This is a genomic window from Variovorax paradoxus, assembly GCF_902712855.1.
Classification (GTDB): Bacteria; Pseudomonadota; Gammaproteobacteria; order Burkholderiales; family Burkholderiaceae_C; genus Variovorax; species Variovorax paradoxus_Q.
In genome coordinates this window covers 749,770-760,738 of the sequence record NZ_LR743507.1, presented here as the reverse complement: position 1 = coordinate 760,738, position 10,969 = coordinate 749,770, and the positions used below count along the sequence as shown (strand labels likewise).

Annotated in this window: 11 protein-coding genes and 1 riboswitch; of the genes, 1 reads left to right on the top strand and 10 read right to left on the bottom strand. The window is 69.6% G+C overall.

Going from position 1 to position 10,969, the window contains the following annotated elements:
- Positions 1-7: 7 nt before the first annotated feature.
- A riboswitch (S-adenosyl-L-homocysteine riboswitch) is annotated at positions 8-83 on the bottom strand.
- A gap of 291 nt (positions 84-374) precedes the next feature.
- Entirely contained in the window at positions 375-812 is a 438-nt protein-coding gene (locus AACL56_RS03615) for a PACE efflux transporter (protein ID WP_339088467.1), read from the bottom strand.
- A gap of 101 nt (positions 813-913) precedes the next feature.
- On the opposite strand from AACL56_RS03615, the gene AACL56_RS03610 reads away from it, so the two are divergent.
- The gene (locus AACL56_RS03610; protein ID WP_339088466.1) at positions 914-1,837 is read left to right on the top strand and encodes a LysR family transcriptional regulator; all 924 of its coding nucleotides are present in this window, start codon (positions 914-916) and stop codon (positions 1,835-1,837) included.
- Here AACL56_RS03610 and AACL56_RS03605 read toward each other — a convergent pair.
- The 9 genes from AACL56_RS03605 to AACL56_RS03565 form a co-directional block, all read right to left on the bottom strand.
- Positions 1,834-2,571 (bottom strand): SH3 domain-containing protein, encoded by a 738-nt coding sequence (locus tag AACL56_RS03605; RefSeq protein ID WP_339088465.1) that lies wholly within the window; start codon positions 2,569-2,571, stop codon positions 1,834-1,836. The two genes, AACL56_RS03610 and AACL56_RS03605, sit on opposite strands and share 4 nt — an antisense overlap.
- 650 nt (positions 2,572-3,221) lie before the next feature.
- The gene (locus AACL56_RS03600; RefSeq protein ID WP_339088464.1) at positions 3,222-4,274 is read right to left on the bottom strand and encodes a homocysteine S-methyltransferase family protein; all 1,053 of its coding nucleotides are present in this window, start codon (positions 4,272-4,274) and stop codon (positions 3,222-3,224) included.
- A gap of 118 nt (positions 4,275-4,392) precedes the next feature.
- Complete coding sequence (gene hutG, locus AACL56_RS03595) at positions 4,393-5,217, bottom strand: N-formylglutamate deformylase (protein ID WP_339088463.1); 825 nt, start codon at positions 5,215-5,217, stop codon at positions 4,393-4,395.
- Positions 5,218-5,224: 7 nt separating this feature from the next.
- Entirely contained in the window at positions 5,225-6,607 is a 1,383-nt protein-coding gene (locus AACL56_RS03590) for a formimidoylglutamate deiminase (protein ID WP_339088462.1), read from the bottom strand.
- Positions 6,604-7,830: an imidazolonepropionase gene (gene hutI, locus AACL56_RS03585; protein WP_339088461.1), complete on the bottom strand. Its 1,227-nt coding sequence runs from the start codon at positions 7,828-7,830 to the stop codon at positions 6,604-6,606. The genes AACL56_RS03590 and hutI overlap by 4 nt, the downstream gene beginning before the upstream one ends.
- Before the next feature lie 54 nt (positions 7,831-7,884).
- The gene (locus AACL56_RS03580; protein ID WP_339088460.1) at positions 7,885-8,457 is read right to left on the bottom strand and encodes a HutD/Ves family protein; all 573 of its coding nucleotides are present in this window, start codon (positions 8,455-8,457) and stop codon (positions 7,885-7,887) included.
- A gap of 148 nt (positions 8,458-8,605) precedes the next feature.
- On the bottom strand, positions 8,606-9,274 hold the full coding sequence (locus tag AACL56_RS03575) for an amino acid ABC transporter permease (RefSeq protein ID WP_339088459.1): 669 nt from the start codon (positions 9,272-9,274) through the stop codon (positions 8,606-8,608).
- A 7-nt stretch (positions 9,275-9,281) separates the two neighbouring features.
- Entirely contained in the window at positions 9,282-10,034 is a 753-nt protein-coding gene (locus tag AACL56_RS03570; protein ID WP_339088458.1) for a transporter substrate-binding domain-containing protein, read from the bottom strand.
- A gap of 47 nt (positions 10,035-10,081) precedes the next feature.
- Positions 10,082-10,816, bottom strand: a complete 735-nt coding sequence (locus AACL56_RS03565; RefSeq protein WP_339088457.1) for an IclR family transcriptional regulator — start codon at positions 10,814-10,816, stop codon at positions 10,082-10,084.
- Positions 10,817-10,969 lie beyond the last annotated feature (153 nt).

The window sequence follows — 10,969 nt, the reverse complement described above, 5'->3', positions numbered from 1 at the left end:
AAAGTCGGACAGGCGAGCGTCGTTGTCGCCCCAAGCCTGACGGCGGGCCTGGAAGGCCCACCGCTGCAACGCTCCTTGGGAAGGCCGGTATTTTAGGGCGATTCGAGGTCAGGGCGTGTTCACACTATTTCTGGCGTCGCGAAGGGCTGTCACGGCGGGCCGATCAAGGCGCGCGACGCCGCATGGGCGTATGCCCATGCAAGGAGCGCAACGCCGAGTGGCCCGCCGTGACAGGCCTTCCCTTCGGGTTGGCCGGCAAAGGGGCCGTCTGCGGCGTTGCCCGCGCTTGCAAGGCATCAGCCTTGCTGCGCACGGGCGCCTTGCAGCCAGCCCCTGTGCCGGCCAACGCGACGCCAGAATAGTGTGAACACGCCCTAGGCGGGTTGCGCCTCGCCCGCGGCCGAAGCCGGCAACCCGAACACGCGGTCGAACACCCAGTTGAAGACGAAGGTGTAGACCAGGAAGAACACCACCAGGCCCAGGTCCATCACCAGCGCCTGCCATAGCGACACGCCCAGGCCCCAGGCGAACATCGGCACCAGGAAGGCGATCAGCCCGCCCTCGAAGCCGATGGCGTGGGCGATGCGGCGGCGCACGCTGCGTCCGCGCACGGTCTGGCGCGATTCCCAGCGCTCGAACAGCCAGTTGAACACCAGGTTCCAGATCACCGCGATGACCGATGCGGCCACCGCCAGCACGCCCGAATGGCCCAGCCCGGCATCCGTCATCAGCGCCAGGCCGGCGCTCGCGGCAACGATGGCGATGCCTTCGTAAAGGCTGATGTAGACGATCCGACGCTGAATGCCCTGCATGACGCTTCTCTTGGGTTGTTGACTTCGATGGCTGGACTTTATGTGTCCGTTGCTGATATAAAAAGTTAACTTGTTTCAGTTTTACTGATAGATCGGGTGCCATGGCCTTTTCCAGCGACAACGTCGAAGTCTTCCTCTCCGTGATCGACCATGGGTCCTTCTCGGCCGCCGCCAGGGCGCTGCGCAAGGTGCCGTCGGCCGTGAGCATGGCCATCGCCAACCTCGAGGCCGAACTCGACCTGCCGTTGTTCGACCGCAGCGGCCGCGAGCCCCAGCCCACGCCCGCCGCGCGCTCGCTCGAGCCGCAGGCCCGGCTGCTGGCCGCACAGCTGCGGCAGTTGCAGGTGCAGGCGCTGGCGCTGACCCAGGGGCTGGAAGACCGGCTCACGATCGCCATCGCACCCGAACTGCTGGCCGCACCCTGGAGCGGCCCGCTGGCCGAACTGGCGCGCGAGCATCCGCTGCTGCAGGTCGAGGTGCTGGCGGCGCCGCAGGCCGATGCGCTCGATCTGCTGCACAGCGGCCGCGCCCAGTTGGCGCTGGTGTTCGAACGCCCCAGCCTCGACGGCCGCGAAGGCTTCCAGGAGGTGGGCAGCGACCTGATGGTGGCCGTCATCGCGCCCGGCCACCCGGTGCTGGCCGCCAACGGCGGCCGGCTGCGCGAGGACCACCTGACCAACACCCGCCAGATCGTCGTGGCCGGGCGCGACCTGGCCACCAGCGATCCGCGCTTCGTCTTCGCGCGCCACGTCTGGCGCACCGACAACGCGCTGGCCGCGCTGAGCCTGATCACCGCGGGGCTGGGCTGGGGCTGGCTGCAGCGCAACTTCGCGAAGCCGCATGTGGCGGCGGGCGCGCTGATCGAGATCCCGTTCGAGAACCTCAGCAACGGACTGGACCTGTGGGTCGACGTGGTGTGGTCGCGCGAGCGCCCGCTGGGACTCGGTGCGCAGCGCTTCGTGTCGCTGATCGCACGCGACCGCCAGGCTGCGGGAAGCAGTGGCGTGAAGACCGGCGGGCTCTAGCCTGCCTGCGGCTCAGCGGCCGTGGCCACCGCCATGGCCGCCACCGCCATGCCCCCGCCTCCGTGAGGACGACCACCCCCGCCGCCTGGATGCGGATGAGGCATTCCCGGCCCCGGGCCGGGACGGAATCCGGGCTGCGGCCGCGGCGGCCTGATGCCGGGATCGTGCGGTGGACGCACGCCGGGTCCGTGGGGCGGACGAACGCCCGGCCCCGGTGGAGGCCGGAACCCTGGCCCCGGCGGCCGGAACCCGGGCCCGGGCTGCCACGGGTGCGACTGCCATCCCGGCCGCACCGGCGGCGGCGGACGCCAGCCGGCCACGGGCGGTGGTGGCCGGTTGCCCCACCACCGGCGGTCCCCATACCAGGACCGGTCGCGGTAGTGGTCGGCCCAGTAACTGCCGATCGCGAACCCGACGATCGGCACACCGATCAACGCCCCGTAGGTGGCCAGCGGCACGCGCTGCGTTTGGTAGGCGTAGTCGAGGTTGCGCGCCCAGACCCAGCCGCGGCCGCCGTCGGGCAGCACCACGTCGCACCAGCCGTAGCCGCTGGTGCAGCCGACCACGTCCAGCGACTGGCCCGGCCCGAGCCGTGCCACCAGCGGGTAGTCGCCCGACGGGCCGGCGCGCAGGTTGACGGCGCCGCGCGTGAAGGCCTGCTGCGCGTGTGCGGCAAGAGGCAGCACCAGGGCCAGCGCGCCGATGGCGGCCCAGTGTCGTGCGAGTGCATTCATGGCGAGGCTCCTTGCGCACCAGCCTAGGCCGGCGGTCCCGGCTCGTCAATCAGCGCAGGTGCGATTTCGGAACACCGCGGAACCGGCTTTGCCGGGCCGCAGGTGTTGCCCCCGGTAGAGGGGAAGAGAAGCGACACGAAGTGCGCGAAGGCTGGGGGCGAGCCAAGAACACCGAGGAACCGGCTTTGCCGGGCCGCAGGTGTTGCCCCCGGTAGGGGGGAGGAGAAGCGACACGAAGTGCGCGAAGCCTGGGGGCGAGCCAGGAACACCGAGGAACCGGCTTTGCCGGGCCGCAGGTGTTGCCCCCGGTAGGGGGGAGGAGAAGCGACACGAAGTGCGCGAAGCCTGGGGGCGAACCAGGAACACCGAGGAACCGGCTCTGCCGGGCCGCAGGTGTTGCCCCCGGTAGGGGGGAGGAGAAGCGACACGAAGTGCACGAAGCCTGGGGGCGAACCAGGAACACCGCGGAACCGGCTCTGCCGGGCCGCAGGTGTTGCCCCCGGTAGGGGGGAGGAGAAGCGACACGAAGTGCGCGAAGCCTGGGGGCGAACCAGGAACACCGCGGAACCGGCTCTGCCGGGCCGCAGGTGTTGCCCCCGGTAGGGGGAGGAGAAGCGACACGAAGTGCGCGAAGCCTGGGGGCGAACCAACTACGCGGCTTCCTTGTAGAAGCCCGCGGCGTTGCCGCCCAGCGCGCGGCCTTGCATCGGCGCCACGGCCTTGCCGATCGCGGCGATGTGGTCCGGCGTGGTGCCGCAGCAGCCGCCCACGATGTTCACCAAACCTTCGGACGCGAACTCGTGCAGCAGGCGCGAGGTGACCTCGGGCGTCTCGTCGAAGCCGGTGTCGCTCATCGGGTTAGGCAGGCCGGCGTTCGGGTAGCAGCTGATGAAGGTGTCGCCGGCGACGCGCGCCAGCTCCTGGATGTACGGGCGCATCAGCGCCGCGCCCAGCGCGCAGTTCAGGCCGATGGCCAGCGGCTGCGCATGGCGCACGCTGTGCCAGAAGGCGGTGACGGTCTGCCCGCTCAGGATGCGGCCCGAGGCGTCGGTCACGGTGCCGCTGATGATGAGCGGCAGGCGATTGCCGCTGTTGTCGAAATACTCGTCCACCGCGAACAGTGCGGCCTTGGCGTTGAGCGTGTCGAAGATGGTCTCGACCAGGATCACGTCGGCGCCGCCCTGGACCAGCGCCTCGGTCTGCTCGTAGTAGGCCGCGCGCAGCTCCTCGAAATTGACGTTGCGCGCGCCAGGGTCGTTCACATCAGGGCTGATGCTCGCCGTCTTGGGCGTCGGGCCGAGGGCGCCGGCCACGAAGCGCGGCTTGTCGGGCGTGCTGAACTTGTCGCAGGCCGCGCGCGCCAGCTTCGCCGACTCGAGGTTCATCTCGCGCGCGAGATGCGCCATCTTGTAGTCCTCCTGCGCGATGGTGGTCGCGCCGAAGGTGTTGGTCTCGATCAGGTCGGCGCCGGCCGCGAGGTAGCCCTCGTGGATGTCGGAGATGACATCGGGGCGCGTGAGCGAGAGCAGCTCGTTGTTGCCCTTCACGTCGCGCTCGAAATCCTTGAAGCGCTCGCCTCGGTACTGTTCCTCGGTGAGCTTGAAGCGCTGGATCATCGTGCCCATGGCGCCGTCGAGGATGGCGATGCGCTTTGCGAGGATGCCAGGCAGGGCCTGACCGTGGGTATAGACAAGAGGCTTCATAGCCTCCGATTGTCGCTCGCCCCCAAGCTGCGCGCACTTCGCGCCGCTTCTCCTTCCCCCTGCCGGGGGCAACGCCGGTCGCCCGGCGAAGCCGGATCGACGGCGTTCCTGGAAGAGGTCAGCGACGCTCGACGAAGTTCAGCACGGCCTCGAGCATGTCGCGCACGTACGGCTTCACGCCCGCGGCCACGTCGGGCAGATAGTCGAACGGCAGCTTCTCCTGCATGTAGCTCGACTGCGTCATCTCCAGCTGGACCGCGTGCACGTTCTGCGCGGGGTTGCCGTAGTTCCGCGTGATGTAGCCGCCGGTGAAGCGGCCGTTGAGCACGCCGGTGTAGCCGGTGGCGCTTTCGGCAATGCCGAGCAGCGTCTGCGCCAGTGCCGGGTCGCAGCTGGTGCCCTTGCCGGTGCCCAGGTTCAGGTCGGGCAGCTTGCCTTCGAAGAAGCGCGGCAGCACCGAGCGGATGGAGTGCGCGTCCCACAGCGCGGCCACGCCATGCTGCGCGCGAATGCGCGCGAGCTCTTCGGCCAGCTTCGCGTGGTACGGCTGCCAGACGGCGTCGCGGCGCCGGCCGATCTCCTCGTCGTCCGGCACGTCGGCGGCATCGGCATACACAGGCGTGTCGTCGAAGGTGTCGACCGGGCACAGGCCGGTGACGCTCTGCCCGGGGTACAGGCTGGCGCCGTCCGGCGGCCGGTTCAGGTCGACCACGTACCGCGAGTGCGTGGCCACCAGCACCGAGGCGCCCATCGCATCGGCGAAGTCGTAGAGCTGCTCGAGATGCCAGTCGGTGTCGGGCACGTGGCGCGCTTCCTCGGTGAAGCGGGCGGCGAGCGCGGGCGGCACGAAAGTGCCGGCGTGCGGCATCGAGATGAGCAGCGGCCGCGTGCCCTGTCGGAAGCGGAACGCCGGCTCGGTGGTGGTGAAAGGCGTGGTGGCCATGGTGGGGTCAGTCCTTGAGTAGTTGGGTGCGCGCCGCCACGAAGGCGGCGGCGGCTTCGCCGTGCAGCGCATGGCGGCCGGCCGCGACGCGCGGGCGGCCTGCCACCCATACGCCGTCGATGGCGGAGGTGCGGTGGCTCGCGAAGACGTGGGCCGAGAGCATATCGGGCGCCGGCAGCCCCTGCAGCGCGAGGTGCGATGCGTCGAGCACGACGAAGTCGGCCTGCTGGCCTGCGGCCAGCCCGGCCACGGCGCGGCCCGAGGCCTGCGCGCCGCCGCGCACCGCCTCGAGCGTGAACGCGGTGGCCACGTGCGGCTGCGCGGCCGTCGCGCCCACGTTGCGCTGTCGCTTGCCCAGCCGCTGGCTGTATTCGAGCATCAGCAGTTCTTCGGCCGCGTTGACGCAGGCATGGCTGTCCGAGCCCACGCCCCAGGCGCCGCCGTGGCCGCGCCACCTCGCGAAGTCGAAGATGCCGTCGCCCAGGTTGGCTTCGGTCGTCGGGCACAGGCCGGCCACGGCGCCGCTCCGGGCCGCGTACTCGTACTCGGCGTCATTCATGTGCGTGGCGTGCACGAGGCACCAGCGCGCATCCACCGGCGCGTGGTCGAGCAGCCACTCGACCGGCCGCAGGCCGCTCCAGGCCACGCAGTCGTCCACTTCCCTGGTCTGCTCGGCGATGTGGATGTGAATGGGCGCGGTGCGGTCGATGGCGTCGAGCCCCGCCAGGGCATCGCGCAGTCCCTCGGGCGGCACGGCGCGCAGCGAGTGCGGCGCAAGGCCCAGGCGTGCACCCTGCGCATCGCATGCCGGCTTGAGCACCTCCAGCAGGCGCAGCATCGACCCGGTCGAGCGGATGAAGCGGCGCTGCCCCTCGCTCGGCGGCTGGTCGCCGAAGCCGCCGGTCTGGTAGAGCACGGGCAGCAGCGTGAAGCCGATGCCGGTCTTCTGCGCGGCGCGCAGCAATGCCAGGCTCAGCGTGGCGTCGTCGGCATAGGGGCGGCCATCCACGTCATGGTGCACGTACTGGAACTCGCACACGCTGGTGTAGCCCGCCTCGAGCATCTCGGCGTAGAGCCAGGTGGCGATGGCCTCCATGTGCTGCGGCCCGAGGCGCGCGGCGAAGCGGTACATGAGCGTGCGCCAGCTCCAGAAGCTGTCGTGCTGCTCGGCGCGGTGCTCGGTGAGACCGGCAAAGGCGCGCTGGAAAGCGTGCGAATGCAGGTTGGGCATGCCGGGGATCACGGGGCCGCTCGCGACCGCCGCATCGACGGGCCGCTGCACGCCGGCCTGAACCTGCGTGAACCGGCCGGCGTCGTTCCATGCCAGCAGCACGTTGCGGGCCCAACCTTCGGGCAGCAGCGCGTCGGCGGCGAAAAGCGTGTTCGTCATTGAGAGGCTCCGATGGCGATGCGGCCCTGGCGCACCACGGTGCGCAAGGGTTGCTGGCCGAACCAATAGGCGAACTCGGCCGGCTCGCGCAGGTTCCACAGCACGAAGTTGGCGGGCATGCCGGGCGCGATGGCGCCGTGCGTGTCCTGAAGGCCCAGTGCGCGCGCCGCATGAACGGTGACGCCGTCGAGCGCCTCCGGCACGGTAAGGCGAAACAGGGTGCAGGCCATGTTGATCATCAGCAGGAGACTCAGCGCCGGCGAGGTGCCGGGGTTGTGGTCGGTGGACACCGCCATCGGCACGCCCGCGGCGCGCAGCGCATCGATGGGCGGCAGGTGCGTGTCGCGCAGCGTGTAGTACGCGCCGGGCAGCAGCACGGCCACGGTGCCCGCGCGGCGCATCGCCTCGATGCCCTCGGCCGACAGGTGCTCGATGTGGTCGCACGACAGCGCGCCATGGCGCGCGGCCAGCGCCGCGCCGCCCATGTCCGAGAGCTGCTCGGCATGCAGCTTCACCGGCAGGCCCAGCGCCTTCGCGGCCTTGAAGACCTGCTCGGTCTCGGCGAGCGAGAAGGCGATGCGTTCGCAGAACACGTCGACCGCGTCGACCAGCCCTTCGGCCGCCAGCGCAGGCAGCATTTCGTTGCAGACCCGATCGATGTACTCGGCACTACGGCCGGCGTATTCGGGGGGCAGCGCATGCGCGCCGAGAAACGTGGTGCGCACCGTGACGCCGTAGGCTTCGCCGAGGCGGCGCGCCACGCGAAGCTGCTTGCGCTCGTGCGCCAGCGACAGGCCGTAGCCCGACTTGATCTCGATGGCGCACACGCCGTCGGCCAGCAGTTGTTCGAGCCGGGCCGACGCCTGCGCAAACAGCGTGTCTTCATCGGCCTCGCGCGTGGCACGCACCGAAGACACGATGCCGCCGCCGGCCTTCGCCACCTCTTCGTACGTGGCGCCGGCGAGCCGCATCGCGAACTCGTTCGCACGCTGGCCGCCATAGACGAGGTGGGTGTGGCAGTCGACCAGGCCCGGCGTGACCAGCGCGCCGCCGCCAGCGTGCGGCGCAAGGCCCGCGAATTCGGCAGGCAGTGCGCTGCGCGCGCCGACCCAGCGGATCGTGCCCTGGGTCACGGCAATGGCGGCGTCCTCTTCCGGCGCCGACGCACGGCGCAGGCCGGTCCAGAGGCCGTCGGCCGACGGATGGGTGGATACGGGTTTCATCGTCTCTCTTTGTCGTTGTCGTTGTCGTTCTCGCGGTTGCGGCCGTTGCGAGCGTCAGGCCGGCAGGATGCGCACGGCCATCAATCGCGCGTCCGGGCCTTCGGGCAGTGCCTGCCAGGCATGCGATGCGTCGGCCCAGTGCAGGCCTTCGCCGGCCAGCAGCTGCTGGCCGTTCACCTGCCAGGCGCCGCGCAGCGCCAGCAGCACGCCGTGCGGCGCGGCTTCGATGGCGGTTGCACTGCCGAGCACGCGCACATCCGCACGCCACTGGCCGCGTCGCGTCATCACATTGAAGTCGGTCGACGTGCCGCCGGCCAGCGTGCAGTCGATGGCCTCGTCACCGCTGAAGGCGAAGGGCTGCAGCGGCACATCGAGCGGATGGTCGATGCGCGCGTCGTGCGTGAAGAGGCGCACGCCGTCGCCTTCGAGGAGCGTGATGACGCGGTCGATGCCCGCGAACACCGAGAACGGACCGGATGCCGCGATGGTCGCGATGCTCACGCGCCAACCGAAGCTGTCGAGCCCCACGTCCCGCGGCCAGCTGACGATTTCCTGCGTGGTGCCGCCGCCGTTCTTCCAGGGCGTGACCGGGAGCGTGGCGCGGGAGAAGCGTTGCACGCCGCTCATGTGCGCTCCTCTCGCTCCTTCCCACTTTGGGGGAAGGTTGGGATGGGGGCAGCGCCCAACGAGCGCCGCGCCGGGGTCGAGGCCATCGGGCCGCCACCCCTGCCCTCCCCCGGCGGGGGAAGGAGAAATGCAAACGCCGAAAGCGCACTCATCGCATCAACCCGCCTTGCCGCAGCTTCTGCTCGAAGTGCCGCAGGATCAGCGTCATGGTGCCGGTCAGCACGAAGTAGACCACCGCGATCGCCAGGTAGACCTCCAGCGACCGGTACGACACGCTGATGATCTTCTGCCCCTCGTGCATCACGTCGTGAATCGTCAGCAGCGACACCAGCGCCGAGTTCTTGATGAGCGCGATGAACTCGTTGCCCAGCGGCGGGATCATGCGCACCACCGCCTGCGGCAGCACGATCTGGCGCATCGCGACGCCGGGCGTCATGCCCAGCGACTGCGCAGCCATCGTCTGGCCCTTGTCGATCGACTGGATCGCACCGCGCACGATCTCCGACACGTAGGCGCCCGAGTACACGCCGAGCCCCAGCACGCCGCACAGGAATGCAGGCAGCAGGATGCCGAAGTGCGGCAACCCGAAGAACAGGATGAACAGCTGCACCAGCAGCGGCGTGCCGCGAATGGCCGCCACATACGCTGTGCACACACCGTAGAGCCAGCGCCGCTTCGGGTTCAGCCGGCCGATGCCGATGAGCAGTCCCAGCACGCAGCCCAGCGCAAGCGCGCACGCGGTGATCTCCACCGTGACGAGCGCACCGCGCAGCAGGTCTGGCCAGCCTTGCCAGACCGGCGAGAAATCGAAGTCCATCGCGCGCTTACTTGGCGGTGCTGCTGAACCACTTCTTCTCGATCTGGGCGTAGGTGCCGTCGGCCTTGAGCTTCTCGATCGCGCCGTTCACCGCCTTGGTCAGCTCGGGCGTGTCCTTGCGAATCGCCATGCCGTATTCCTCGGTGGTGATCTGCTCGGGCAGCACCTTCAGGCCGCCGCGCGTACGCACGTACTGGTAAGCGGCGGGCTTGCCGGTCACGGCGGCATCGGCGCGGCCGATGTCGACGAGGTTGAACATCTCCTGGTTCTTCTCGACTTCCATCAGTTGCACCTGCGGGAATTTCTCCTTGGTGTAGCTCACCGACTTGGTGCCCACCTGCACGCTGACCTTCTTGCCGTTGATGTCGGCCGGCGTCTTGATCGCCGTGTTGCCGTCCTTCACCATCACCACGAGGCCGCCCGCGTAGTAGGGCACGGTGAAGTCGACGACCTTCTTGCGCTCGTCGGTGATGTAGATGCCCGAGACGGCCATGTCGAAGCGCTTCGACACCAGGCCCGGCACGAGGCCCTTGAAGTCGATGTCGATCCACTCGATCTTGCGGCCCAGCGTCTTGCCGATGGCCTCGACCAGTTCCACGTCGAAGCCGGTGCGCTTGCCGTTCTCGACGAATTCCATCGGCGGGAAGGTGGCGTCGGTGGCGACGCGCAGCGGTTCGCCCTGTGCCATGGCGGAGCCGGCAAGGCCGAGGAATGCCACGCTGGAAAGAGCGGCGGCGACGAGGGTGCGGCGGGTGTTCATGGTGAAGCTTTCGTGGGAATGAATGAAAGGAAAAAGCGGCGCCGCGGCTACTGCAGGGCGCGGGAGATGCGGGCCGCCGTGACGACGGTCATGTGGAGCAATGCAGCTTCCATGCCTTCGACGCGCGTGAGCGGCGCCATGAGCGTGATCGCGCCGCGCAGTCGGCGCCCCGTGGCGAGCACCGGCGCGCTCGCGCCCCACACGCCGGCATCGACCTCGCCGTGGGTCACGGCATGGCCGGCTTCGCGGATGGCGTCGAGCTCGGCGATGCGCGCCGCGCGGCGCTCGGGGCTTTCGCCCAGGCCCTCGAGCAGGGCATCGCGCTGGTCGGGCGGCAGATGGGCCAGGAGGCACTTGGCGCTGGCGCCGTCGCGCGCAGGCACGCTGCGGCCGCGGTCGAACGAGCAGCGCAGCGACTGCTCGCTGTCGATCATTTCCAGGCACACGACGCGGTCGTTGACCACCGTGACCAGCGCCACGCTTTCATGGCTCTGCTGGGCCAGCGCGCGCATGTCGGCGCGCGCGGCCATCACGAGGTCGGAGTTGCCGTCGAAGCCGCTGGCGAGCTGCACGCTCACCGGGCCGGGCGAATAGCGCCCGTCCGTCTCCATCACGAAGCCCCAGCGCCTCAGGGTGGCGACCTGCCGGTACAGCGTGCTCTGCGACAGGCCGGTGGCGTGCACCAGTTCGGCCGCCGTCATGGCCGCCTTGCTCTGGGCCAGCACCGACAGCACGAAGAGCGCGCGGTCGTTGTGGGCGGGAGCGTCGGTCGGCAGCGTCATCGGGGCAATCTCGGGGCAGTCGAAAGTGGAACCGGCGTGCAGTATCTTGCTCGCCGTTCCCACTTCCAAGCCTTTATTCCCAGCGAGTGGGAATGGCCGCGCTTTTTCTTTTTCGCCTTCGCTTCTGCGTTCGTCTTCAGCGGACCGCAGGCC

Bases quoted from the DNA above. Each gene is read 5' to 3' on its own strand.
- hutG (WP_339088463.1), bottom strand. From the start codon at position 5,217: ATGGCCACCACGCCTTTCACCACCACCGAGCCGGCGTTCCGCTTCCGA.
- AACL56_RS03565 (WP_339088457.1), bottom strand. From the start codon at position 10,816: ATGACGCTGCCGACCGACGCTCCCGCCCACAACGACCGCGCGCTCTTC.
- AACL56_RS03605 (WP_339088465.1), bottom strand. From the start codon at position 2,571: ATGAATGCACTCGCACGACACTGGGCCGCCATCGGCGCGCTGGCCCTG.
- AACL56_RS03600 (WP_339088464.1), bottom strand. From the start codon at position 4,274: ATGAAGCCTCTTGTCTATACCCACGGTCAGGCCCTGCCTGGCATCCTC.
- hutI (WP_339088461.1), bottom strand. From the start codon at position 7,830: ATGAAACCCGTATCCACCCATCCGTCGGCCGACGGCCTCTGGACCGGC.
- AACL56_RS03610 (WP_339088466.1), top strand. From the start codon at position 914: ATGGCCTTTTCCAGCGACAACGTCGAAGTCTTCCTCTCCGTGATCGAC.
- AACL56_RS03580 (WP_339088460.1), bottom strand. From the start codon at position 8,457: ATGAGCGGCGTGCAACGCTTCTCCCGCGCCACGCTCCCGGTCACGCCC.
- AACL56_RS03615 (WP_339088467.1), bottom strand. From the start codon at position 812: ATGCAGGGCATTCAGCGTCGGATCGTCTACATCAGCCTTTACGAAGGC.
- AACL56_RS03575 (WP_339088459.1), bottom strand. From the start codon at position 9,274: ATGGACTTCGATTTCTCGCCGGTCTGGCAAGGCTGGCCAGACCTGCTG.
- AACL56_RS03590 (WP_339088462.1), bottom strand. From the start codon at position 6,607: ATGACGAACACGCTTTTCGCCGCCGACGCGCTGCTGCCCGAAGGTTGG.
- AACL56_RS03570 (WP_339088458.1), bottom strand. From the start codon at position 10,034: ATGAACACCCGCCGCACCCTCGTCGCCGCCGCTCTTTCCAGCGTGGCA.